Raw genomic sequence first — 24,099 nt, forward strand, 5'->3', positions numbered from 1 at the left:
CTCACATGAACGCCAAATGAACAGAGTCCATTTGGCTACGCTTAGACCGCTGTGGTCACTGAAGTTTGCCTCTTCTAGGCAAGTAATCTTCTTGCAGTTTTGCAAGAAGATTACTCTTTAAATTCTATCTCTACCTCTATTTTCTTCGACTCTCTCTCAATGGTCAGCGTAACACTCTCTTTTGCAAAAGCGAGTTCTGTTTTTAGCTCATAGAGATTTTTTACGGCGGTTTTATTAAACGCGACAACATTGTCACCCTCTTTTATCTGAGCTTTTTGTGCCAAAGAGTTATCGGCGATTTTTTTAACATGTAACTTCTCGTCAGACTCAAAATATACTCCGAGTTTTTTTGCCTTTGTCGTACCGACTGCTGATGGATAGAGAATATAGTCGCCGATTTCAGGTTCAGGATTTGTTAGATTTAAAACAATTTTATAATCCGTTATGCCTCTTCGCTCTGCTCTGCTTGGGATTCCGTATCCATGCATAACATGTCCGTTTCCTGCAAGTACAGCCATAGAGTAGTCAGGATTTTTCTGTAAAAATAAAACCATATTTGCAGCCATTGACTCATCCCAGAGCAGCTGCGCATGGTAGAACTGTTCAAAATTTTCAAAACGCTCTGCTTGGTGCATGCCATATACTTCTCTTAACTGCTCTTTGTATTTTTCATTATCAAAATTAATTGAGTTTGGAACTTCTGCGAGCTGCTCTTTGCTTAGAGAGTCAAATCCTGTGCCGACAACTTTCTTGGTAATCTCTCTGTCGATATTTAGGGCTACTATCGGTATGCGGTTCTCTTTTACAAAGAGCATAATCGGGCGGTACAACTCATAATCATACTTCCATCTTTTAAAATACTCCGTCTTTTTGATCATCTCTTTTTCGCTGATTTTTCCAAGAACAAACTCATCGAGATATTTTTGAAACTGCTTTTGAAACATCTCCATGCCGATAGAGAGCTTAGGATTGTTTTTATACATCGCCTTTATAATTTTTAGCTGGTTTAGGTGGCTTGAAAACTCCATGTGGCTCTCTCCGACATAGACCACTCTGCTCTTGACAATCTTATCTATCACCTCGTTAAGCTTTTGCGGTGTCGGTTTTAATGCATACGAACCGCTCTCTATCTTGCAGAGAACACCTTTTTGTGAAGGCTTTATTGTTTTTTCTACAATTTTTTCACCCTCAAATATAACAGTAGAGTACTTTCCAAGATGCTTCAGTTTGTAAAGCAGAGATTCAAAGGGCTTTGTTGCCTCAAAAACCGCAATAACATTTGCTTCATTTAGCGGATTTTTAAAAAGCTCTATTTTTGCATCTCCCTCCATTTTAAAAGGAAGAACTATCCTCTCAAGAAGCTCATTTTTTGCTCCCAAAATAAAGATATTGCTGTTTTTAATCTCATTATACGTTAAAGTATCTGCATATTTGAAATTTTGAAATATCTTCCTAAAAGAAGCAAATCTCTTCTCATCGGCTCTGCTTATAACCAAAAGAGCATTGCTCTCAATTATCTTTGATATTACGGCCGGAGTCTCCTGAGTGCTCAGCTTTCTAAATAACTCATAGTTCTCATCAAACACTATTTTTATTGGCTCAATATCAAGCTCCAGCCGCTGCCTTTCCTTACTTAGATCAATTTTTGTTGATAAGCACTCATCATCGGAGCAGATAGAGACGGGGATATACTCCGCTTTGTTGTTGCTTATGATATCAAACTCAAGAATATATCTGTTTTCGACAAAATTTAGAGCCGTGTTGCTTATGCTAAAGTCAAGCGCACCCTTTTCATAAACCCATGTTTTAAAAAAATCACCAAGTTTCATACCCGATGTTTTTTCATAAATCTCTCTTAGATTCTCATAAGTTGCAATCTTAAAAGGATAGTTCTCAAGGAGCATCTTTGTTCCTGTATCAAAGGCTTTTTGACCTATTTTTTGTTCTAACATGTAGAAAAAGAAAGCCGACTTTTCATACCCGATTGCATTTTTGCTGTTTTTTGTTTTATGCTCAAAATCAGTCAGCGCAATCTCATTGTTTTGATCTACATAAGAGTTATATTTTACCAGCATATCTTTTCTATACTCTGCGCCTCTGTTATCATTTTTCGCATATAAAAAGTCCGCGTAGTATGTGGTAATCCCCTCAGCCCAATTTCCTCTCTCCGGTGAGTAGACGTAGTTGCCAAACCACTGGTGCGCTATCTCATGCCCAAGCGAGCTATCTAAAACATAATCTTTGTCTATTATCTGCTTACCTATAAGAGTATATGCAGGCATTGAGTATCCTACAGGAGATGGCGCTTCCACCACCGAGAAGCTCTTAAATGGCATAAATCCGAACATATTTTTATAAAGCTCAAAATACTCAGCACTCTTTTTTAGGTATCTTTGAGATAAATTTGAGTCACTTAGATAGAAATAAGTTGAGAGTTCCAAACCATCTTTTGTAATATATGAGTTTTTAGTATGGTTTTTTAGATCCATATTTAGACTATTTTTATGCTCACTCGCTTCTATTGTTGCTATTATAAAAGATAATAATAAAACTATTTTTTTCATAATCATTTGCCCTTTTATCTAAGAAAATGTATTCTAACGAGAAAAAGAATACTAACACCAAACACACACAAAGATGACCAATATCAAGAGAAATTATTTTACATGTTAGATAAAATACAACCATGGAAAACAAACTAAACAAAAGAGAGCGTTACAAAGCTCAACTCACCCCTATTGATTACTATAAAGACTTCAAAGATATAGATTTTGAGAGCTTGACCGAAGTTGACAGATTTTATCTTCAGGATTTTGGAATCTTTAGTGTTGAATTTTTAGATGATGAGTTTACTGTCCGCCTGCGCGTTCCGGGCGGCAGAATAAGTGCACAGGAGTTTCAAAAAGTAGCAGATATTGCTGCGGAGTTTGAACTTAGCATTATTTTAACGGCACGTGGTGGCATCCAGCTTCACAATGTTATGGCAGATAATGTTTTAGAAATTTATAATCGCGCAAATGCTCTTAGACTCACCACTTGGCAGAGTTTTGGCGATAACGTAAGAAATATTATCACTGATGTGTACGACGGATGCGGAGAGTTTGCAGAGATTGAAGCTTATCCGATACTTATGCAGATGCATAACTACATCATCAAAAACCCTCGCTACGTCGGCATGCTTCCCCGCCGTATATCTGTCGCTATATCCGGAAACCGCGCAAACGTAACCTCATTTTTTGCAAACGACCTCTATTTCGCACTCTCACAAAAAAATGGAGTGTTTGGTTTTAACGTCTATATGGGCGGAAAAAATACTGAAGTGGCGCAGTGCGCCGACATTTTTTTAAAACCTGAGGAAGTTTTTGACTTTTTTAAAGCCTTTGTAGAGGCATTTTACCTTCACGGTTCACGCTTCTCAAGGGCTAAAACCAGACTCTTTCACATGATAGAAGAGATAGGAATGGATGGACTAAAAGCTCATATAAAAAATGAGTACAAAAAAGATTTTGAGAGTGGTGGCGAGCTTGTTTTACAAAAGGCAAGATTTGATGAGTTTCATAAACTCAAAGATGCAAGATTCGGCTTTTGCTACCAAACCGACTTTTCAAGACTAACAACAGATGAGATAGGAAAAATTGCCTCTTTTGCAACACAAAACAGCGCTGAGATTCGCTTTGGAATTGACCAGAATATCTATATCATAGGCTTAAATGAGCCTTCTTTTGCGCTAAAATCGCCTGCAATCAGCAGCACCATAGTCGCATGTGCGGGCAACCTCTGCCCGTATGCCGTCTGGAGCATAAAGGATGAGACCTCATACCTGCCGCTTGAGAAGATAAACGAACACCGCATACAAGTCGGTTTTTCGGGCTGCGCAAAGGGGTGCGGAAGACATAGGCATACCGACATCGGTCTAATTGGTCTAAAAACAAACAACTTCGGAGATACGGACGGTGGAGCTAGAATCTTCTTGGGAGCCGAGCACTCTCATGGAGGAGCTGTCGGACGCCAACTTTTTTCTATGGTGCCGTTTGTACACCTTGAGAGCGTTGTCTCTCTGGCGATAAAGCTTTACGAACTCAGCGGATACGGTGACTTTGAAGAGTATGCTTCAAAAGTTTTAAACAACTACTCAGAAGAGTTTGTATCTCTCTGGTTTTTGGCAAATCTTGAAACCAATAGCACTTTTGAACTCTTGCCTCGTGATGAGATAGGTAGTTTTGAGTATGAAAAAGAGCTTCTTAAAAAAGAGTTCTCTGGGCTTGATTTTTGGGAACATGCAGATGAGAATTTTCATAATGCGGTGAGTTACTTATCAAAGAAACTCTGGACAATCGAGGGAGAAGACCCTCACTACAAGCCAAAGATAGAGAGAACTAATTTTCGCTAAAAGAGAGTTGGTAGCCAAACCCTTTTATGTTTTTTATCAGCTGTTTTGAGGTTTTTTCCCTGAAACGCTTGATAAAAGTTCTAACCCTCTCATCGCTCGCATCACCGCCCCAGAGGCTCTCTTTAATAGTCGCATCATCAATTACCCTGTTTTGGCTATCAAGCAGAAGAGATAAAAATTTTATATCATTTTTTGTGAGGGCAATATATCTCTCATTTTTATAAAGGGAGTTTGTAGTTTTATTAAAAACAAAGCCCTCGGTAAGCTTAAGCAGCTTGCTTGAAAGCTTTGGCGCAATAGTGCCTATATAATCAAGAAGCTCGTCAGTATCAAACGGCTTTAAAAAATATTTTGTTATGCCCACATCAATAGCGCTAAATAGCTTCTCTTTTTCGCTAAATGCACTAAGTATGATTATAGGAGTCTTTGGATTTAGCTGCTTTAACTCTTTTGCCATATCAAGCCCCGAGAGAAGCGGCATCATTATATCCGTTATAACTATGTCGGGCTTTATTTTTTTAAAGAGCTCTATGCCCTCTAGTCCGTCTTTTGCGAGAGTAAAACTGTAAAAATTATCCCCTATGGCATCTTTTAAAAGTCTTGCCAGATTCTCTTCATCCTCTACAAGCAGAATTTTAAGCTCTTTTAATGCTCTATTTTTCATGTTCGTCCAATGGAATTTTTATACTAAAGGTTGTCGTATTCTTTTTGCTCTTTACATCTAGTGTGCCGCCAAGCCCCTGTTCGCAAATCATCTTTGACATAAAAAGCCCCAAACCCGTGCCGCGGCTTTTGTGTTTTGTCGTAAAATATGGCTCAAAAATCTTCTCTATGTTCTCTTTTGATATTCCGCCTGCGTTGTCCCCAACCTCGATGAGAGCAAAGCCTTTTTCTCTTTTGGTGGTTATGGTTATCTCTCGAAGAAGGATACTGTTGTGTATAAACGCGTCTTTTGAGTTGTTTATCAAGTTTATCATAACCTGCGTAAGCTCATTTGTTATTCCAAGAACTTCTATATCTTCAAAACTTCTCTTAATAGTTATCATCTCATCATTAACGATGCTCTCTAAAAGCCCGATGGCCTCTTGAATGCTCTCGCTGATGTTAAAATAGTGTCTCTCCTTATCCGGAGAAAAAAAGTTTGTAAAATCATCGATAGTCTGGGACATGTTTTTGATGATACCCTTGCTCTCGTCATAAAATTTAGTCACATCCTCAACTCTGTCGTTTTGAGCGGCTTTTTTTATATTAAACATGGCAAGACTAAGTTCTGTAAGCGGCTGTCTCCACTGATGTGCTATATTTGCAAGCATCTGCCCAAGGCTAGCATGGCGCGACTGCCAAAACATAACACGCTGCTTCTCCTCGTTTTTTACTATTTCGTCTCTTACGCGCTCCTCTAAGGTTTGGTTTAGCTCTTTTAACTCTCTTGTCTGCTCCTGCACCCTCTTCTCTAAACTTCTGTTTAACTCTTCGTACTCAGCCTCTTTTTTTAGAAGCTCCTCTCTTAAGAGAACCTCTTTTGTCACATCATATCTGATTGCAACATACTCTTCGATATTCTCATTTTCATCAAGTATAGGAATTATCGTGGTGTTTACGTAGAATGTAGAGCCGTCTTTAGCCCTGTTTTTAACGGTACTTTTGTATATATTTTTATTTTTTATCGTATCCCAAAGGAGGCTGAATTTCTCTTTAGAAACGTCTGGATGTCTTACAATATTATGGTTTTGCCCGATGAGTTCGCTTTTTGTATAGCCGCTGATATTGCAAAACTCCTCGTTTACAAAGGTTATTATTCCATTAACATCGGTTTTGGAGATAATATTGCTCTTTTCAATTGCATCTTTATACTGTTTTAACATTCAACACTCTCTCTCTTTTTTAAAAAAAAATTACTTGTCCTCAAGATTTATTATCTTTAAACTAACCAAATGAAGGCCTTTTTTTCTCTCATCACTGCCCTCTAAGTACTCTTTTAAAACAAAATATTTTGGCGGCGTTATCTCTATGGTGTTTGCACCATTTGCATTTTCAAACAAGAGCGTATATTTTTTTGGACTCTTATGAGTTGGCGTAAACTCCATTTCACTCTCTCCTACTCTTACCTTTACGACATTTCCTATATTTTCGTCGTATGCTCCGCAAACCATCTCAAGTTTGAATTTTTTGGGAAGCGAATCTGTAAATGTAAAGAGTGCGCTCTCACGCTTGCCTGCGTCAGTCCATCTTCCAACTTCATCAGGATATGAAACGCCCTCGATATTTTTTAAAAAACTTGGATACCCATCTTCTTTAAAAATTATAGCATCTTGCACTCCTATACTATATCTTAGTCCATTACTCTTTAACATGTCAATATTTGCACTTATATTTTCAATATTATAGTTTTTACCCAAACCATCACTTAAAGTTTCTATTTCATAATCTATTAAAGAGTCAAGTCCTTTAATTTTATATGTAGAGCCTATTTTACCCTCTGCAACGCAATATTTTTTTGTTATGTTTTCATCAAAAATATAATTCATTAATTTACACTCATCTATCCACAAAAACTTATCATTTTCCTCGAAATCTTCTAACTGTTCATATAGTTTCCAAGAATACTCAGTTTGAAAATATGGCTCTATATTGTTTTCTAAAATCTTAAATAGTACTGGAATTTTGTAGTGATTTTCACCAACATGTAGTAACATTTTTTTAAAATTTGGTCTAAAATTATTTGACATTTTTGGAAATTTCCAAAAACTAAGTATATCGCTTCTCCACTGATTTAGCCTCTTGTCAAAATCCTCAAAAGAGCCGTAAATAGACTCTTTTTCTCTTAGATTTCTGCCCAGTCCCAAATCTGTGTTTATATTTAAAAAAGATAGAACCGTTGATGCAAAATCAAATGGAGTTCCTATTTTATCAATCGACATATACTCGCTGCTGTGCGGTTCAAATAGAACAAAAAAGTTTCTTCTGTTCTGCGATTTCTCCAAATATTTCAATGCTGTATTTCTCATAGCCAAGTGGTCAGATGTGACTACTATGATTGTATCATCGGCATATTTTGAGTTTTTAACTTTTTTTATAAAACCAGATATCAAAATATCAGCACATTTAACACTGTTTAAAATCTCGTTGGAGCCGTCTATATATAAATTTTTAGAGCAAGAGTTAGATAGATGCCCACTTGGATGATGTGTGTCCAGTGTATGCAAAAAAAGAGCAAACCTTTCTTTGGTTGATGATAAATTTTCAAACTCTTTATATGCTATATCAAGAAGCGTATCATCGTACAAACCCCATCCGTTTACATATCTTTTGTTTTTCACTTTTTTTAAGAGTTCATCTCTTCCGACTACACTGTCAAAACCATGAGTTTTGTAAAATTTATCTATGCCTGAAAATTTAACACTGCTACCTTGAAGCATGCTCAGATAGTAGTTCTCTTTTTTTAGAATATCTCCGATACACACAGCTTTTGGATAAAATTTATCTACCCCATCCATAGAGTTGCCGCCTGAGGTTGTAAAGAGAGGAATCCCGCACTGGGTAGAAACAGTCCCGGCGATTGTGAAGTTTGTTCCGCTAGTTTGAACGATATTTGTAAATTCAATACCGCTCTCATCTTTTATAAGATTACTAAGATTTGGCATAAGATTCGGGAAAATATCCGTGTCGAAGTATGTTCTCTCAAGGCTCTCCGCATATATAAAGATTATATTTTTTCTATTTGCGCTGCTATTTGAGTCATGCGGTATTTTATAATACTGATAAAAATCATCAGCCTGCTCCATAATCATGGTTAAAAAGATATTTTTAAAATCATTCAAAGCAGGATGGGTTAAAAAAGCTAAAATCAGAAATCCGTTATGCAAAAAAGCTTTTATTATTTTAGGTTTTGCGGCAACCACACTATTTAGATGTCGGTGATAAAAAAAAGCCATTGCAAAAAGAGTAACAAAAGAGAAAAAAACACCAAAAATAAGCAGAAGATACTCTTGAAATCCGGCTTCGCCGAGTCCAAGATTTAAAGTAGCAATAATGGTCTCATTTATTCCGTCACCGGTAAAGTAGTTCGCTGTAAAATAGAATATGCCAAAGAGCCCATATAGAAAAAACAGAGTTGCATCTAAAAAAATCCTCTTTGGATTTTTTTCTTTATGCTTCATAGTAAAGATTGCAAAGATAAAAAAGAAAAGAGATAGCAAAATCATATTCATCTATAAAACTTCCAACAAAACATCAAGTGGCTAAAGAGAGTAAATTTTCTCTAGCATACAAGCCATAAGGCACACAATCTCTTTAAGCGTAGTTATTTCAACTCGCTCCAGTTGTCTCCGATGTTCATACTCGCTTTTAGAGGGATGTTTAACTCCATTATGCTCTGCATAATCTCTTTAAATCTATTGCCAAGAGCTTCAGCCTCAGCCTCATCAACCTCAAAAATAAGCTCATCGTGTATCTGAAGAAGCATCTTTGCATTTAGTCTCTCATCTTCAATCACTCTATGAATTTTATTCATGCTCAGTTTTATAAGATCCGACGCACTCCCTTGAAATACCGTATTTACAGACTCTCTCTCATATGCGGCTCTAAACATAGGAGCGGCATTTTCATAGTCAAAATACCTTCTGCGCCCAAGCAGCGTCTCAACATAGCCAGCCTCTTTTGAGTCATCTACGATTGAGCGGAAGTATGCTCTGACCGTTGGAAAACTGTTGAAATATTTATCGATTATCTCTTTTGCTTCTTTGGTAGTTATCCCAAGCGTATCTGATAGTTTTTTCTGCCCCATGCCATAGAGAAGTCCAAAATTGACAGTTTTTGCAATGTTTCTTTTTGAATCCGCCTCATCTTCGCCAAAAAGAGCTACGGCAGTTTGACGGTGGATATCTTTATCACTCTTAAACGCATCTACCAAAACTTTGTCCTTAGTAAAATGCGCAAGAAGTCTAAGCTCAATCTGAGAGTAGTCTATACCGATAAGCTTTCTGCCCTTTGGCGCGACAAATGCCTCTCTTATTCTTGTTCCAAGCTTCGTTCTTGTAGGTATGTTTTGAAGATTTGGGTTTTTAGAACTCAATCTTCCTGTGGCAGTACCCGTCTGCACAAACGATGTGTGGATACGGCTCTCTTTATCTTCGCGGCTTAGCTTTAGAAGCGGTTCTATATATGTCGAGTAGAGCTTATAAACCTCTCTATACTCCAGAAGATGCGGAATAATCTCATGTTCGCCCTTTAGTGAGCTTAGTACCTGCTCGTTGGTTGAGTAGCCTGTTTTTGTCTTTTTGCCGCTTGGAAGTCCAAGGTTTTCAAAAAGAATAACTCCGAGCTGCTGTGTGGAGTTTATGTTAAACTCGCACCCTGCAAGAGCGTAAATCTTCTTGGTCAAATCGCTTAGAGTCTCTTTTACTTCAACAAGAAACTTCTCTAAAAAAGAGCCGTTTATCTCTATTCCCTCTTGCTCCATTTTAAGAAGCGTTTTTATAAAAGGGAACTCCACATCCTCTGCCTCTTTTATAAGATGTGCGGCATTTTGAAGTTCTAATTTATCTAAAAAAAGATAGTAGAGTCTCAGTGTGATGTAAGCATCTTCTGCAGCATATTTGCATGCATCTTCAAGCTCTACGGATGCAAAAGTTTCACCTTTTTTTACCGTATCTTTAAAAGCCACCATGTTGTGATTTAGATATTTATCTGCCAAGGTATCAAGAGAGATAGCGCTCTCAGGGTTTATAAGCCAGGCAAGAATCATCGAGTCGGCAAAAATATCCAACTTCTCATCATTTAAAAATCTAGCAACAAAATGCAAATCAAACTTTATATTATGCCCCACAACGCGAGAAGCAAATATTTTTTTTATGGCTTTTACGGCATCGTTATGGCTTATCTGCTCTGCAACACCGAGGTAAAAGTGGGCAATAGGAACATAATACGCCTCCTCACCGTTAAAACAAAAACTAAAGCCTACAAGAGAGTCATTATAGTAATCAAGTCCCGTTGTTTCCGTATCAAACGCAACTATCGTATCGACAGAAAGAGAGTTTAAAATGGTGTGCAGCTCTTTTGCGTCTGTAATAAGCACTGTTTTAAAACTCAGTTTTTTATTGCTTTGTATCTCATTCTCAACTTTTTTAACCGCTTCTTGACGCACCTCATGGCTAACCATGTTTTTTGCATGAAGAGTTCTTAAAACAGCGTTTTGTTCATACTTTACAAGTTCGTCGTAGATATTTAAAAATGGATGCTCTACATCCATTTTATACTCTTCAAAATCAAAACTCTCAAGAACATCATCTCTCAATGTTACAAGCTCTTTTGACATGTAGGCTACATCTTTTGATTCAAGGAGCTTTTTTTGTATTCCAGCCGGCTTAATACTCTCTATATTTGCATAAATATTATCCAAACATCCATACTCTACCAAAAGCTTCTCTGCCCCTACTTTACCGATACCTTTAACACCTGGAATATTGTCCGCAGAATCGCCTAAAATGGCCTGATAATCTATAAACTGTTTTGGAGCAATGCCGTACTTTTTAAAGCAGCCATCTTCATCCATCACCTGTTTTTTAATAGCATCTACTAAGACAACCTTACCGTCATCAATAAGCTGAAAAAGGTCTTTGTCATGAGAAACTACCCTTACGTTGTAACCGTTTTTTTTTGCAAAACGCACAACGGTAGCTATTATATCGTCAGCCTCAAATCCTACATGTCCGAGGGTTTTGTACCCCATCTTATCAATCCACTCTATGGCTATCGGAAGCTGCATAATGAGTTCCTCAGGCGGAGCGGTTCTGTGAGCCTTGTAGTTTGGGTCTATATTATTTCTAAAACTGTTTCCCTTGGTGTCAATAGCAAAAACTATATAGTCGCTCTCATGCTGTTTTTGAAGAGTGGAGATAAAATTTATAAAGCCTGTCAGCAAGCCCGTAGGAAAGCCTTCGCTGTTTTTTAGGTGCTGTGGAAGAGCGTAAAAACTGCGAAAAAAGAAGCCAAAAGTGTCTATAACGGTGACAGTTTTGCTCATTATCAGATTGATTCGAGCATATCGTTAACGCTGCTGTGTAAAAGTTCAACGTTATAGCCGGCATCCTCTGCTCTTTTTAATCCGAAATTTATAGACATCTCCGAGAGAGGCTTATTAACCGGTATTATCGTCTTTACAATATTTAAAGCCGTAGAGTACTCTATTATTTCGCTAGGAGCTGCAGTTGGGTTGTCAGAATACTTTATCATATCAATAAATTCGTCATCAAATCCCCAGTGTTTAAATACCAAAGCGGTAACTTCACCACTTGTAGCGTTTAAGTATGCTTTTTCAACCATAGCAAGGTTGTTTGATGTCTCCACCTCGCTGGCAAAACTTATCGCTTCGTGATTTTGGATTACTTCGCTTGCTATTAGTATCTTGCCTGTCTCTTGTAAAAATGCGGCCAAATAGAGCTTTTCAGCCTTTTGTCTGTCTATTTTTTTATACCACTTGAGAACTAGTGCGGCTTGGAGCGAGGAGATATGGGCAAACTCTTCTGAACTGACACCATAAGGCTGCATATCAACATTTAAAAGATTTTTAATTGAATTTCCTATCGCAATAGAGCGAGTCATGCTCATCCCAAAAAGACCTACGGCCTGAGCGGCATTTTTTATCTCATGCCCAAATCCATAAAGAGGAGAGTTGGCAATTTTTAAAATGTTCGCGATAATCATTGGATCATTTTCGATAGCGCTTGCCATATCTTTTATAGTCGAATTTTCATCCGCATAAATCTTGCTTATTTTTAGAATAGTCGTCGAGAGCGGTGGAAGAGACTTTATGTTATCAATAATTGAACTTTTCAAAGTTGATACCTTTTTTAACACTTATTATAGCAGTTTAAATATAAAATTTATTTAGTGTGGCACTCTGTCAATGTTTTTTCAGCTCTAGTTATGTAATCATAACCGTTATATATCGTATATGTGCCGTAGAGAACAACTGCAAATGAGGAGAGGCTCATCATCATATTTCTAAAATTTGTTGCGCTTGAGAGTGATGCCAAAAAGCCAAGTCCAAACATTGCAGGGATAGTGCTAAGACCAAATATTGCCATAACCAAAGCGCCATAGAGCGGGCTTGCGGTACTTGCCGCCGTTATGGCAAAAAAGTAGACAAATCCGCAAGGCAAAAGACCGTTTAACATCCCAAGAGAGAAAAAACTAAAATTTGATTTTGAATTTAGCACTTTCTTAAAAAGATTTTTATACATTGGCGATGAAGAGAATGAGTGCTCTATTAGAGTTAAAAATTTTATCTTTCCCATAAGAGAGAGACCTGCTAAAACCATTGCAACCCCAGCCACAACCAGCAGTACACCGTTTGCCGTGTTGCTAAAAGTAACTACCCCGCCAAGAGCCCCAAATATCGCTCCGAGAATCGAGTAGGTAAACACTCTGCCAAGTGAGTAGAGCAGATGCGCAGTGCTTTGTGATACTTTAGAGCTTTTAGGCTCAATCTTGATAGTTGAGTATGCCAAAACTATGCCGCCACACATCCCTATACAGTGGCCGAATGAGCCAAGAAAAGCAATGGTAATAATGGTTATAATATTTACACTTTCCATATTGGCTGTTAATTTCCTAAAAGTTGTTTTCGTATCATAGGATTGCGCAGAGTCTCTCCCCTTAACATCTTCAATCTCATAGTCTCAAAGTCCACATATTCATCACTCTTTTTTTCATATGCACCAAATCCGTATCCCATCGGCGTTTCGTCACGCAGGGAGTAAAAAGCCTCTCTTGCATCTATCCACTTTTTTGTGTCTCTGCTCATAACCCAGATTTTAGCACTCCCTCTAAACTCTTTGTCCTCAAGCCACTTTACAAATCCCCCATGGTCGTGAAAAAACCAGCTCTTTCCGCTCTTTGTAATAACCTGAGAAGCATCTCTTAAATCATCAATAACCATTCCGCAGTCGCTGTCTTGATAAATGCCCGCTTCCATCTCAATTGGTTGCTGATTTCTATTTCCGTCCTTTACAACAACCATTTTTTTTGTATTAGCCAATGATAAAAAAAGCGCAACAACTGCTCCCGTAAACAACAAAACTATAAATAGCGGTAAAATTTTTTTAAACATTTCCAAAAAACCTTTTTTCTTTGATAAAGCAAATTTTTTAATATATTTGTTTGAATAATTAGTTATTAAATTATAATTTATCTATCTTAAAATTTCTACATGTAGAAATAAAACTAAATATTGCCGACTAAAATTAGATCTATGTATATATTGACGTATTTTACACAATATAGTGTTACATTTGCATTAGGATAGTCGCCTCCTCTCTCCTTTACCTAGATCATCATATAACAAAAATTTCACCAAATCATCCTTTATCTCTGGGCTTATAGTATCCCAAATCTTTTTTTTACTCTCATATCTTGGCAAATCCTCTTTTTTGCTCTTTGACAAATCGCGTATTATGTAGTGATAGCGAACTATCTCTTTTGTGTAGTCGCTGATAAAAGGCCAATCTTTTATTATCTCATAACTTCTCTCTTCATGGTCGGTAAAACTATATTCGCCATGTTCCATATCCTCTTCATCCTTTTTATATGCAGTAAAAGGCTTGCCGATATCGTGCAAAAGAGCCGCGGCAAAAAATCTAAACTCACCGGCTTTTAATGTGTAGTAGAGAACCCTCAGTGTGTGAAGCAGGACTCCGTGCTTATGCCATTTGTTTTGGACAAAAAAGAGCGACTCTAAAAAAGGTCTTGAAAAAATCGAGTTGTTAACTTTGTTCATGCCGTCTCTTTTGCCATTGGATGACACACTTCAACAGTCTCTTTTAAGTCCTGCTTTTGAATGTGCGTATATATTTGAGTTGTCAGAAGCGAAGCATGCCCTAAAAGCTCCTGTACAACCCGCAAATCAGCTCCTCCTGATATAAGGGAGGTAGCATAAGAGTGGCGAAGCACATGCGGAGAGACCCCAAGATACTTCTGCGTTATCTTGTATGCTGATATGCGGCTTAACTTACCGCCTTTATAATTGCGCCAGACAAAATCTTTCTCTTTTGTCATCTCATCAAGATAGCTATCTATCGCTTTTTTTGCAACGGCAGCTATAGGAACGATACGCTCCTTTTCACCTTTTGCATGTCTTATGTGGAGCCACTCACCTTCAATATCTTCTCTCGCAAGCGCAAGACACTCGCTTATTCTTGTTCCGGTAGCATACAAAAAGAGTATAAGCGCATAGTCGCGAAGCCCAATCAAAGTACTTTTGTCTATCTGTTTTAGAGCATTTTGTATCTCTTGATATGATAGAAATTTTGGAAGCAGTTTGGGAATTTTTGAGAATTTTAGTTTAGTTTTTTCGCCTGAAAACTGATTTTTGTAGCAAAAATCAAAAAAGGCATTTACCGAAGAGAGTTTTCTGTTTAGTGTTCTTTTATTTTTGTACTGGCTTAGGGATGAGAACAGAGAAGCAGAATCAAGCTCTATAAGAGGCTTGCCAAGGATTGCCTCTAGTGATTTCAAATCACTTCTGTATGCGCTTACGCTTTTTTTACCAAGAGCTCTTATAACAGTTATATACTCTATAAAAGCTTCCAGCTCGCCTGACATTACTACTCTACCGAGATATACTCATCATGAACAAAAAAGATTTTTCCGTCAATATGCACATATCCACCATCAATATCCACTTCATACACCGTATATGTAAGCAAATCTTTTGAAATCTCAATAATGTAGCCCTCTTTTTCCAGAGCATAAAGCTTATCATTGCTTAATATCACTCCCAAAAAGTGTGCAAACGGAAATTTAAGCTTCGCATTCTGCCCAAGCTCTGGTGTCAAAGAGATTATCTCACCCTGTTTTGTAGCTATAAATATGCTTTTATCATCTGAGACAACGCCTCTAATGTCATGCGCAGATCTTATCTCTTCTTGTGCCAGAGAGAGTATCTTGTGACTTGTTGCTGCAATAATCTTATTATCTACTAAATCAAAATATATAATATTGTTAAAATGTTTTTCACTGCTGACTATTATTGTTCTTAACTTCTTTTTTGTTTTTGCGTTAATAATAACAACTTTTCCATCAAGTGTCGAAAAAATAACCAGATCATCTCTGAAGAAAGGCTTTATTATTTTTGAAGTAACAACTATCGGCGCATCTCCCTGCTCTTTTAAAAGGAGGTTTTTTTCTGCAATCGAGTAAAGGGCCATCTCGTTATCGGCAAACAGAACTGCCAATATATCGCCTTCAACAGAGGCTGAAGCTACCGTCTTTTTTAGACTGAAATTCTCAATTGATTTACTCTCTGAAACACTCTGAAGCGTTAAATTTCCGTCTATATCAGAACTTATAACCCATCCTGCGCTATATCCCAAAAGTTTTTTGCTCTCTGGAATAATCACATCAAAAACTTTTCCCTTTGCAAATACTTTTCTATCTTCAACAAGCGCAGCGTCTTGGGCGATTCCCTTGATTACTATCTCACTTCTTCCTGAATATTCCCACTCATCGGCCACATGCTGAGGCTTAAAAACCTCTTTTGAACCGCATCCGCTAAAAATAAGTGCCGTAAGTGAAATTAAAACTATTAATGAAAATTTCAAAATATTCACTTTATTCCGTAATGCATAAGGGCTTCTACAAGCTTGCCTAATGAAGAATCTTTTGAAACTTTTGAAAGTTTGTACCTAGCCTCTTCAATCTTATTTTCATTAAACAGCATTACGGCACCCTGAACTAAAGCCAAATCTCTAAAAATTGCGTCCTGTTTTGAAGCATAGTTCTCTAATGATGAAGGATCCGTGGAGAGCTCATACGCAACCAAATCTCCAACAATAAGAGCTTTTGTGTTTTTAAGACTCTTTATCGCCTCTATATCTTTGTTTGCAACAGCCTGCGAAAAAACCCAAACATCATGAAGATTTGGACTAAGCGCTTTGAGTTCACTTAGTGCGCCTGCATTACTTGCATCCTTTTGAAGCGCTGAAAAAGCTGCATTCGCGGCTGCAATTTTGCTACTCTCATTTGCATTATACACTATATTAGCAGCGACCAAAACGACAACCACAACCACGGAGCCTATCATTATTTTTTTATATTTTTTGATAAATCTCTCGGTCATTACCGCTTTTTCAAAAAACTTCTCTTCGGAGTTCAACTCCTCTTTGACCATATTAATGTTCTCTTTTAAACTCAAAAATATTCCTTATTTCATATATATCAATTCTAAAGTTCAAAATAATATCGCATATTTTGTTAAAGTTTCATCAAATAGATAGATTTTTTTTGTTACAATCTTACAAATTATTATATAGGATTGTTATATGCAAGTAGATAACGCGTTACTGGGCAGATTAGAAAAGTTATCATTTTTAAAAATTTCCGACGATAAAAGAGAAGAAATTGTAGCTCAACTATCGGAAATAGTAAGCTTTGTAGATAACCTAAGCGAGTTAAATACCGACAGTGTTGACGAAAAATTTGCAATGAGCGATGATGCTACATTTTTAAGAGAAGATATTGTGTTTTGTGACTCTAAAATAAACGACACTATCCTAAAAAATGCTCCTCAAAGCGGTGATGGCTTCTTTATTGTTCCAAAAATCATAGAGTAGCTGTTGCATAATATAAAAACAGTGTTATAATTGAAACAAATGAATCTAAAGTACGAAGAGGTATTAATATGGATCAGGAGAAAAGTAAACCAATAGATATAAAAAAGTTGTTAAAGAGTGTTTTACACTTTGAATCCTCGGATTTGCACCTTGTACCTGGTAGTGAGCCTCAAATCAGGATAGACAAGTCGCTAAAGCCGCTTAATCTTCCTATCTTGAATGCAAAAGAGATAGAGGAGATGGCCTACGCTCTTATCGAAGACAAACAGAAGAAGATTTTTGAAGAAAAAAACGAGCTTGACTTCTCGTTCGAACTTGAGAATGTCGGTCGTTTTCGTGCAAACTACTACCGCACTATCGGCGGTATCGCATGCGCGTTTCGTATGATTCCTATAGACATTCCGCCGTTAGAAAAATTTAATAACAATCCAATTTTTAAAGAACTGGTAAAAAGAGAAAAAGGTCTTATCCTCGTAACCGGACCTACAGGTAGCGGTAAATCAACGACACTGGCTTCAATGCTGCATGAGATTAACTTAACCGTAAACAAGCATATAATCACTATAGAAGACCCTGTTGAGTTTGTCCATACAAACATTAAATCTCTCTTTTCTCAAAGAGAGGTTGGTTCTGATACCAGCTCATTTGCAACAGCGCTTAAGTATGCTCTAAGACAAGACCCAGATGTTATTCTAATCGGTGAGATGAGAGATAAAGAGACGATTGAAGCGGCTCTGACGGCTGCTGAGACGGGTCACATCGTATTTGGTACGCTACATACAAACTCTGCGCCGGCAACAATAAATCGTATTATCGACGTTTTTGATTCAGGTGAACAGGCTCAAGCAAGAGCACAACTTGCTTCTTCACTTATTTCCGTAATTTCACAATCTCTTATGCCTAGAATTGGCGGCGGTATTGTTGCAACTCAAGAGGTTTTAATAGCAAATCCTGCTATACAGAACTTAATAAGAGAGGACAAGGTTCATCAAATCTACTCTCAAATGCAGCTAAACCAGAATGAGACGAATATGACGACTCAAACAGACCAACTCTTAGCGCTGCTTCGTAAAAAAGTTATCTCAAAAGAGGTTGCAATCACAGCTTCAAACAGACCCGAAGAGTTAATGAAGATAATTCAAAATATGTAAGAAATTCCTGACATTTTATATGTCTGGAATTTACTCCCCTCTAAAACGTATCATCTTAAAGCGCTCACCCAAAAAGTTTGGCATTATCAATATTTTTACCTTCTCAAGCTCTTGTTTGTAGATTTTCTCGCCTGCTTTTTCTTTTAAAATCTCCAAAAGCTCCAAGATTCCCATATTTATAAGCGCGACCATTTGAGTTTTAAACTCTACAAACTCCACCCCAGCTTCAACAAAGGCATCTTTTACATGTTCAAACGTAACATCGTACGTAATGTCTGATTTTGCAAAAAGCTCATCTTTTTTTAGATTTTCATCGAAAAAAGGAGTAACCTCATGTTTTGAATAAACTCTAAGTGAGAAATCAGGACGAGCCTGCATCTCTCCGTAGTCAAAACTCATAAACTCAAACTTCTTACATGTAGATGTCATCTCTTTTGCAAACTCTTCATATCCTAGAGCTATCTCGCCTCTATCTTTATGATATTTTTTTGCTTTTTGCTCCACCCATGCATCATCCACGTCAAAAATGACTTCATGACCGTCTACTCTGGCACTTTTGCCTTTGTAGTAGAGCTCGCATGGGAATGCGTCAAATATCTCATTTGCTATAAAGAAACCATTTTTGCACTTAAGCTCTCTTAACGATTTATAGTGCGTAAGTTTGACCGCGTCTCCAAAACTCTCATCAAAATAATTTTTTTGAAACTCCTGAAGTGACTCAAATCTCTCTATTATGACAAAATTAAAACTATTTAAAAGTTCCGGTCTAAGTGTATATATAAATTCTGCTACATCCGCCAAAAAATAGCCGTGATGCGCGCCTATCTCACATATTGTCGCATTTTCATTCAAAAAGCCCTCGTCCACAAGAGAGATAATATGCTTTGCTATAGTGCCGCCAAAAAACTTGCTTGTGCTGACAGAGGTGTAAAAATCTCCGCCCTTGCCTATATCTTTGTATGTCGCGTAGTAGCCATCTTTTCCATATAGCCACTCCGACATGTAGTCGCTAAATCTCATCTTTATACATCTCATAGAGCGTTAAAAGTTCAAGCTGTCTATCAATCTCAAATATCTCTACGTCAATCTTTTGAATATCCACAGAGTTTTGTAAAAGCTCTACATCATACTGAGTTTTATATCCAGCATTGAAGAGCGCTTTTGTATCTTCGAGCAGTTTTTCATATATATCTCTATTTTCAACACTCAGCTGTTTTTTCTTCTCAAAATTATCTATATTTTGCATAACCTGTTCAAAGATTGCTTTTTGCTCTCGTTTTTTGTCTTCAATTACAATCACAGATTTTAAATAATTTATTTTTGAAGATTCAACATCTCTAAAACTGTTTATATCAAGAGGCAACGTTACCCTAATACCATAATTGTAGTAATCCTTCTCATTTGAGCCGAATTGATAAATTGTGTCACTTTTGTCCCAGTTGTATCCGGCAGTTAAACTTACCTTTGGAAGATATTTTGCCAAAGTTATACTCTTGAAGTATCTGTTTTTTACTATCTCGCTCTCAGACATACCCAAAACTATATTTTGTTCCAAAAACTGACTCTCGCTAATGAGTTCTATATTCGGCACTACAGCCTCTTTATAGTCCATATCGCTTATAGCGTTAAATCTTGAAATAAGCCTCTCTTTGTTTGTCTCAAGGTCGTAGAGAGACTGTATTAAAATATTTCTCTCCACTATTGCACTGTCCAAAAATCCTGAATCAAGCTGCCCGCTTAAATAATCCTCTTTTTTCTGTGCAAGACTAATCTCAGAATTCTCAATCTGCAGCTTCTGCTTATTTATCTTTAAATCCATCTGTTTTATCTGCATTAAAAGTGAGATAGCATCTTTAACCAACTTTCTTTTTGCAACATCTATCGAATAGTCTGCATAAATTTTGGAAGCCTCGGCAAATTTAATTCCAAAATAGATTCCACCGCTTTGAAAAATCGGCTGATCCATTTTAATAGAAGCATTCTCATTAGTCTGCTCATCCCCAAAAGGGTTGCTTTTTGAATAACTGTAGTTTAAATTCAGAGGAGCAATCCAAGAGTCACGAAGCTTCGAACTCTCAGCCTCGTTTTTATCTTGGTCGTATCTGAACTGCTCTTTTTTATTTTCCGATATATAACTCTCTAACTTCTCCTCTGCAAAAAGCAGCGTGTTACAGAGAGCTAAGAGCGCGATTAAGAGATATGAAACCTTCATCTATTTCCTCTTTCGTAATTGTTAGTGCAGGCAGAAGTCTAAGCGTGTCTCGTCCTGCTTTAAGAACTATTACGCCCTCTTCTCTTGCTTTGTAGATGATTTTTGTAAGCGTATCACCGTCTTTAACACGCAATCCGCACATCATCCCTATGCCTACTTTTGAAGTAAAAACATCTCTGTGAGCATTGTAAAATTTTTCTAACTCACTATCGAAGTAGTCTATACTCTCTTGAAGTTCGCCGCTCTCATAAATCTCATTTAAGATATCAACTACTTCACATGTAGCAGTCGTGCTTAAAAAGTTTCCGCCAAATGTTGAGCCGTGGTCACCGGCACTAAAAACATCCTTTAAAGTAGTCATAACGACACCGATAGGAACGCCGCCGCCAAGACCCTTTGCAAGCGTAACAACATCAGGCTCTATCTCATAATAGTTTGCCGCTAAAAACTTTCCTGTTCTGTAAACTCCGGTTTGCACTTCATCTATTATCAGCAGGACATTTTTTGACTTTAAAAATTTTGCCAACTCTTGAACAGCTTTTTTATCAAGCGGTTGAACTCCGCCTTCGCCCTGAACAAGCTCTATCATAACTGCACAAGTATGGTCATCTACAAGAGATGCTACGTGATTGATATCATCGGCATATACAAAGCCATCAGGATATGGACCAAAATAGCTATGCATCTTCTCCTGTCCTGTCGCTTTTACCGTCGTAATCGTTCTGCCGTGAAAAGAGTGCTGAAGCGTTATGACCTTATATCTCTTAACTTCGCCATCTTTTTCGCCAAACTTTCTAGCTATCTTTATGGCACCCTCATTTGCCTCTGCTCCGCTGTTTCCAAAAAAGCACTTCATATCGTATCCGCTAGCATCAACAATTTTTTGTGCAGCACGAGCCTGCGGTGCTATATAGTAAAGATTTGAAGTATGAGTAATATTTGAGAGCTGTTTGCAGATTGCATTGTTTACTCTTTTGTTTGCATGTCCTACGCTGCAAACTGCAATTCCTGAGGCAAAATCGACATATTTTTTGCCCTCGGCATCAACCAAACGCGCATTATCGCCGCTTACAAACTCAACGTCTGCTCTTGCATAAGTCGGTAAAACATATTTTTTATCTAAATCAACTATATTATTCATCTGCTAATCTCCACCTTATTTTCTTGGAATATTGCACTTTTTGTGCTTAATGCGTGCTTGTGGGTAGTTAAATTATTCACCCCTTTTGTACCGCTGTAAATCAAAACACAATCACGACGCAAATCATCATTATGTCTAACTTTTAGCTTAACACTTCCATCAACCGAACTGACTGTTACAACTTCACCCTCATCAAAACCTAAAGAGCTGTGCAAAAAGAGGTATTCTTGGCGGTTAAACTGCGAATTTAGGCTTGTCGGGCTTTTACATGTAATCAGATGAAAACCCTCATTATCATCAACCTTAGAGTCCAGCTCATCTAAAAATGCAAACTCCTTGCTCTTCGTGTCAAAACCATCTTTATATGGCACTTCTTCTCTATTTTCAACATACCATGAGCCGTCAATCTTTTGTACTGCAAAATTTTTAAAATGTCTGATATAAAACTCTTCACTCTCAAGTGTAACACCAAACTCTTTGCATAGATATGTGCACAAATCATACTCACTTATTCCTACATTGCTCTGTGCGACCTTTGGCATAAACGACATCACATTGTGAGAGTACGAGGTTCTTACGTCGTCTTTATATAAAAAGCTCTTAGCCGGTATTATCAAATCCGCAATCTCACTCGTCTCATTCTCATACAAGCCGAAATATACTACATTTTCCACCTTGCCGATAGACTCTCTTACTCTAGCGGAGTTTGGCATCTGTGAGAGAGGATTTGCGCCTTGAATGAAAACTGTTTTAAAGTCGTTAAATTCAGTATTTACTTTTGATACTTTTTTACTTTTTTTGTTAAACGGAGATGTTATTCCCTCTCTTGAAGAGCCTAGATAACCAACTCCGCACCCCTCTTTGCCAAATAATCCAAGCATAGCAGCGAATGCGTCGATAGCTCTCATAACGTCAACACCGTCGCTGTATTTTTGCATGCCGACACCGCAAACTATTGCGACTTTTTTATCTTTTACAAGCCCTAACAAATTTCCAAGCTGACCGAGTGATACATCGATTGAATCCAAAATAGCCTTTATTCTTAAATTTTGCGTCAACTCATAATAATCTTCATACTCGCTAGCGAACTCGTTTAAAAACTCCTCATCACATCCGTTTTCAATATGTAAAAAACGGCTAAGAAGCATCGCCAAAAAGAGATCTGTATGTGGCTTTAACTGTATATGCAAATCAGCCGCTTTTGCTATTTTTGTCTTTATCGGGTCTATGACGATAACAGTTTTATCTTTTATTAGCGGCAATAGATGGCTGGAGGTCGTATGGGGATTTCTGCCCCAAAATATAACTACCTCTGATTTTGCCACCTCATGTATAGGCATATTTTTATTGCTTCCTCTGCCCTCTGTTATCCCTGCTTCACCAGCCCCGTCGCACAAAGTCCCTTCTGTTAAAACAGCGCCGTAAGAAGCAAAAAAGTGGTCTGTAACTTCTTGCATTAAGGCAAAATTTCCGCTTCCGCGGTAGTGAAGAACTTCGCTTTTTTCGCAAGAGCAAATCATCTCTTTTAATTTTAAAAGAGCCTCATCAAGGCTTATCTCCGTGCCCTTATATCTTGGTTTTTGAATAGTCTCATATTTTTCGTAATGGTTCATGTGTGGACATAAAAAGCCCTGCGTATGTCCGTTTTTCAAACCTTTTAGCTTGCCCTCCTCAAAGAGTATCTCACACGCATCGTAGCAGTCAAGAGGACATGCTGTTATGCTACTCATCTCTAAGCTCTACCTTGACCAATTTAGAGAAGATCTTTGGCGACTTTATAACAATTTGAGCCATGTATTTTGAGATGTTTTTGCCGTCTGCAATACTCAAACCTCTTGATATTTTATAGGATGTTTTTTCACCATCAATATAGAGAACTTTTTTATGAGCGTCAATCACATCCGGCTCATCAAGATAAACAGTCAGTATAGCTTTTGATACATCAGCCACTTTAGCCAAAGGAGTAGACACACCTACAACCTGCCCTGGTTTGACAAGCATCTCGTAGAGAACAAAATCTTTTGCTACCAAGTTTTTGTCCTCTATACTTCTTTGAAGCTGCGCCTCTCTCAATCTTAAATCCGCCATTTGAATCTTTAAATTTTGAATCTCTTTTCTTGTGTTGAGATAGAGATTCTCGCTCGTTATCAAGTCATAAAACTCTCTATCTTTTTCTACAGATGACTTAAACTTAAGCGGCTCAATTTTTTTGTAATTTTCTCTTTTTTTCGCAAGTGACTCATCTAAATTGATCAAAACAGCCTCATTTATCTCGACGATGCTTTTTATATACATCAGCTTCTCTCTTAGCAGTTTCAAATCTTTTTGGTCAATCTCTGAATCTATTTTTATATAAGGCTCATTTGAGAGTTTTTTCCCAACCAAATCCTCATCGGCTAATACAACCAACCCTGAAATATTTGAAGAGATATCCCTCATCTCATACGGCTCAACTTTTGAGTAATATACCTTTGCATGTAAAGTTGTGAGCATTAAGAAGATTGGAATAAAAAGTTTCATAAACAGTGCCTTTTGTAAGGTTTCCCTTAAATAATTGTAGATATTTTACCATTTCATTATTAACATTCAAGCAT

General features: G+C 37.4%; 20 protein-coding genes. 3 read left to right on the forward strand and 17 right to left on the reverse strand.

Translation table 11 applies throughout. From position 1 onward, the window contains the following. Positions 1 to 110: 110 nt before the first annotated feature. Entirely contained in the window at positions 111 to 2,564 is a 2,454-nt protein-coding gene (locus K0A91_RS02850; protein ID WP_295007957.1) for a ChaN family lipoprotein, read from the reverse strand. 122 nt (positions 2,565 to 2,686) lie between these two features. On the opposite strand from K0A91_RS02850, the gene K0A91_RS02855 reads away from it, so the two are divergent. Next, positions 2,687 to 4,390, forward strand: a complete 1,704-nt coding sequence (locus K0A91_RS02855; RefSeq protein WP_295007959.1) for a nitrite/sulfite reductase — start codon at positions 2,687 to 2,689, stop codon at positions 4,388 to 4,390. On the opposite strand, the gene K0A91_RS02860 is transcribed toward K0A91_RS02855, so the two are convergent. From K0A91_RS02860 to K0A91_RS02910, 11 genes are all read right to left on the reverse strand, one after another. After that, entirely contained in the window at positions 4,377 to 5,054 is a 678-nt protein-coding gene (locus tag K0A91_RS02860; RefSeq protein WP_295007961.1) for a response regulator transcription factor, read from the reverse strand. The genes K0A91_RS02855 and K0A91_RS02860 overlap by 14 nt on opposite strands. Further along, complete coding sequence (locus K0A91_RS02865) at positions 5,044 to 6,255, reverse strand: PAS domain-containing sensor histidine kinase (protein WP_295007963.1); 1,212 nt, start codon at positions 6,253 to 6,255, stop codon at positions 5,044 to 5,046. The genes K0A91_RS02860 and K0A91_RS02865 overlap by 11 nt, the downstream gene beginning before the upstream one ends. Before the next feature lie 30 nt (positions 6,256 to 6,285). Then, positions 6,286 to 8,601 (reverse strand): phosphatidylglycerol--membrane-oligosaccharide glycerophosphotransferase, encoded by a 2,316-nt coding sequence (gene opgB / locus K0A91_RS02870; protein ID WP_295007965.1) that lies wholly within the window; start codon positions 8,599 to 8,601, stop codon positions 6,286 to 6,288. 92 nt (positions 8,602 to 8,693) lie between these two features. Then, entirely contained in the window at positions 8,694 to 11,414 is a 2,721-nt protein-coding gene (polA, locus tag K0A91_RS02875; protein ID WP_295007967.1) for a DNA polymerase I, read from the reverse strand. 2 nt (positions 11,415 to 11,416) lie between these two features. After that, the gene (locus K0A91_RS02880) at positions 11,417 to 12,226 is read right to left on the reverse strand and encodes an HDOD domain-containing protein (RefSeq protein ID WP_295007969.1); all 810 of its coding nucleotides are present in this window, start codon (positions 12,224 to 12,226) and stop codon (positions 11,417 to 11,419) included. Positions 12,227 to 12,273: 47 nt separating this feature from the next. Then, positions 12,274 to 12,987 (reverse strand): sulfite exporter TauE/SafE family protein, encoded by a 714-nt coding sequence (locus tag K0A91_RS02885; RefSeq protein ID WP_295007971.1) that lies wholly within the window; start codon positions 12,985 to 12,987, stop codon positions 12,274 to 12,276. Between the two features lie 8 nt (positions 12,988 to 12,995). Continuing rightward, positions 12,996 to 13,502 (reverse strand): hypothetical protein, encoded by a 507-nt coding sequence (locus K0A91_RS02890; protein WP_295007973.1) that lies wholly within the window; start codon positions 13,500 to 13,502, stop codon positions 12,996 to 12,998. 186 nt (positions 13,503 to 13,688) lie between these two features. Next, positions 13,689 to 14,168: an HD domain-containing protein gene (locus tag K0A91_RS02895; protein ID WP_295007975.1), complete on the reverse strand. Its 480-nt coding sequence runs from the start codon at positions 14,166 to 14,168 to the stop codon at positions 13,689 to 13,691. Next, on the reverse strand, positions 14,165 to 14,992 hold the full coding sequence (locus tag K0A91_RS02900) for a tyrosine-type recombinase/integrase (RefSeq protein WP_295007977.1): 828 nt from the start codon (positions 14,990 to 14,992) through the stop codon (positions 14,165 to 14,167). The genes K0A91_RS02895 and K0A91_RS02900 overlap by 4 nt, the downstream gene beginning before the upstream one ends. A 2-nt stretch (positions 14,993 to 14,994) precedes the next feature. Beyond that, a complete protein-coding gene (locus tag K0A91_RS02905; RefSeq protein WP_295007979.1) occupies positions 14,995 to 15,990 on the reverse strand; it encodes a hypothetical protein in 996 nt (331 codons plus the stop codon). 5 nt (positions 15,991 to 15,995) lie between these two features. Further along, positions 15,996 to 16,583, reverse strand: coding sequence for a hypothetical protein (locus K0A91_RS02910; RefSeq protein WP_295007980.1), 588 nt, complete (start codon positions 16,581 to 16,583; stop codon positions 15,996 to 15,998). Between the two features lie 127 nt (positions 16,584 to 16,710). Between K0A91_RS02910 and gatC the strand changes: the two genes are divergently transcribed. Together gatC and K0A91_RS02920 are read left to right on the forward strand one after the other, a co-directional pair. After that, positions 16,711 to 17,001, forward strand: coding sequence for an Asp-tRNA(Asn)/Glu-tRNA(Gln) amidotransferase subunit GatC (gene gatC, locus K0A91_RS02915; protein ID WP_295007982.1), 291 nt, complete (start codon positions 16,711 to 16,713; stop codon positions 16,999 to 17,001). A gap of 68 nt (positions 17,002 to 17,069) precedes the next feature. Beyond that, positions 17,070 to 18,152, forward strand: coding sequence for a type IV pilus twitching motility protein PilT (locus K0A91_RS02920; protein WP_295007984.1), 1,083 nt, complete (start codon positions 17,070 to 17,072; stop codon positions 18,150 to 18,152). A gap of 30 nt (positions 18,153 to 18,182) precedes the next feature. On the opposite strand, the gene K0A91_RS02925 is transcribed toward K0A91_RS02920, so the two are convergent. Genes K0A91_RS02925 through K0A91_RS02945 form a run of 5 tightly spaced genes read right to left on the reverse strand, consistent with a single transcriptional unit; the run spans position 18,183 to position 24,025 of the window. Continuing rightward, positions 18,183 to 19,172: an SAM-dependent methyltransferase gene (locus K0A91_RS02925; RefSeq protein ID WP_295008061.1), complete on the reverse strand. Its 990-nt coding sequence runs from the start codon at positions 19,170 to 19,172 to the stop codon at positions 18,183 to 18,185. Further along, positions 19,162 to 20,364 carry a TolC family protein gene (locus tag K0A91_RS02930; protein WP_295007986.1) on the reverse strand — a complete coding sequence of 401 codons (1,203 nt, stop codon included), beginning with the start codon at positions 20,362 to 20,364 and terminating at the stop codon, positions 19,162 to 19,164. The genes K0A91_RS02925 and K0A91_RS02930 overlap by 11 nt, the downstream gene beginning before the upstream one ends. Continuing rightward, complete coding sequence (locus K0A91_RS02935; protein ID WP_295007988.1) at positions 20,321 to 21,505, reverse strand: aspartate aminotransferase family protein; 1,185 nt, start codon at positions 21,503 to 21,505, stop codon at positions 20,321 to 20,323. Before K0A91_RS02935 ends, K0A91_RS02930 begins: the two co-directional genes overlap by 44 nt. Beyond that, entirely contained in the window at positions 21,502 to 23,235 is a 1,734-nt protein-coding gene (locus K0A91_RS02940; RefSeq protein ID WP_295007990.1) for a molybdopterin-dependent oxidoreductase, read from the reverse strand. Before K0A91_RS02940 ends, K0A91_RS02935 begins: the two co-directional genes overlap by 4 nt. After that, entirely contained in the window at positions 23,228 to 24,025 is a 798-nt protein-coding gene (locus K0A91_RS02945) for an HlyD family secretion protein (protein WP_295007992.1), read from the reverse strand. The genes K0A91_RS02940 and K0A91_RS02945 overlap by 8 nt, the downstream gene beginning before the upstream one ends. Positions 24,026 to 24,099 lie beyond the last annotated feature (74 nt).

Origin of the sequence: Sulfurimonas sp., assembly GCF_019429335.1 — a bacterium.
In the GTDB taxonomy this organism is placed as follows: Bacteria; Campylobacterota; Campylobacteria; order Campylobacterales; family Sulfurimonadaceae; genus Sulfurimonas.

Bases quoted from the DNA above. Each gene is read 5' to 3' on its own strand.
- K0A91_RS02855 (WP_295007959.1), top strand. From the start codon at position 2,687: ATGGAAAACAAACTAAACAAAAGAGAGCGTTACAAAGCTCAACTCACC.
- K0A91_RS02900 (WP_295007977.1), bottom strand. From the start codon at position 14,992: ATGTCAGGCGAGCTGGAAGCTTTTATAGAGTATATAACTGTTATAAGA.
- gatC (WP_295007982.1), top strand. From the start codon at position 16,711: ATGCAAGTAGATAACGCGTTACTGGGCAGATTAGAAAAGTTATCATTT.
- K0A91_RS02850 (WP_295007957.1), bottom strand. From the start codon at position 2,564: ATGAAAAAAATAGTTTTATTATTATCTTTTATAATAGCAACAATAGAA.
- K0A91_RS02865 (WP_295007963.1), bottom strand. From the start codon at position 6,255: ATGTTAAAACAGTATAAAGATGCAATTGAAAAGAGCAATATTATCTCC.
- K0A91_RS02935 (WP_295007988.1), bottom strand. From the start codon at position 21,505: ATGAATAATATAGTTGATTTAGATAAAAAATATGTTTTACCGACTTAT.
- K0A91_RS02860 (WP_295007961.1), bottom strand. From the start codon at position 5,054: ATGAAAAATAGAGCATTAAAAGAGCTTAAAATTCTGCTTGTAGAGGAT.
- polA (WP_295007967.1), bottom strand. From the start codon at position 11,414: ATGAGCAAAACTGTCACCGTTATAGACACTTTTGGCTTCTTTTTTCGC.
- K0A91_RS02930 (WP_295007986.1), bottom strand. From the start codon at position 20,364: ATGAAGGTTTCATATCTCTTAATCGCGCTCTTAGCTCTCTGTAACACG.
- opgB (WP_295007965.1), bottom strand. From the start codon at position 8,601: ATGAATATGATTTTGCTATCTCTTTTCTTTTTTATCTTTGCAATCTTT.
- K0A91_RS02940 (WP_295007990.1), bottom strand. From the start codon at position 23,235: ATGAGTAGCATAACAGCATGTCCTCTTGACTGCTACGATGCGTGTGAG.
- K0A91_RS02925 (WP_295008061.1), bottom strand. From the start codon at position 19,172: ATGAGATTTAGCGACTACATGTCGGAGTGGCTATATGGAAAAGATGGC.
- K0A91_RS02895 (WP_295007975.1), bottom strand. From the start codon at position 14,168: ATGAACAAAGTTAACAACTCGATTTTTTCAAGACCTTTTTTAGAGTCG.
- K0A91_RS02885 (WP_295007971.1), bottom strand. From the start codon at position 12,987: ATGGAAAGTGTAAATATTATAACCATTATTACCATTGCTTTTCTTGGC.
- K0A91_RS02890 (WP_295007973.1), bottom strand. From the start codon at position 13,502: ATGTTTAAAAAAATTTTACCGCTATTTATAGTTTTGTTGTTTACGGGA.
- K0A91_RS02945 (WP_295007992.1), bottom strand. From the start codon at position 24,025: ATGAAACTTTTTATTCCAATCTTCTTAATGCTCACAACTTTACATGCA.
- K0A91_RS02920 (WP_295007984.1), top strand. From the start codon at position 17,070: ATGGATCAGGAGAAAAGTAAACCAATAGATATAAAAAAGTTGTTAAAG.